The organism is Alkalicoccobacillus porphyridii (genome assembly GCF_007293315.1).
GTDB lineage: Bacteria > Bacillota > Bacilli > Bacillales > Bacillaceae_D > Alkalicoccobacillus > Alkalicoccobacillus porphyridii.
In genome coordinates, this window is sequence record NZ_VLXZ01000344.1 from 1 (window position 1) to 250 (window position 250).

Genomic DNA, 250 nt, shown 5'->3' on the forward strand with positions numbered 1-250 from the left:
CTATCCTCCGTTTGAATCGATTGATGCAAACAACCAGATCGTTGGTTTTGACGTCGACCTGGCACAAGCGCTGTGTAAAGAGATTGATGCAACCTGCACTTTCTCTAACCAGGCGTTTGACAGCCTGATCCCAAGCCTGAAATTCCGTCGCGTAGAAGCCGTGATGGCGGGCATGGATATCACTCCGGAGCGTGAAAAGCAGGTGCTGTTTACCACCCCGTACTATGACAACTCTGCCCTGTTTGTGGGT

Annotated in this window: 1 protein-coding gene; it reads left to right on the forward strand. The window is 51.2% G+C overall.

What is annotated here, in order from left to right; genetic code table 11:
- A partial coding sequence (locus tag FN960_RS24520) for a transporter substrate-binding domain-containing protein (RefSeq protein WP_143850852.1) occupies window positions 1–250 on the forward strand: 250 nt, incomplete at both ends.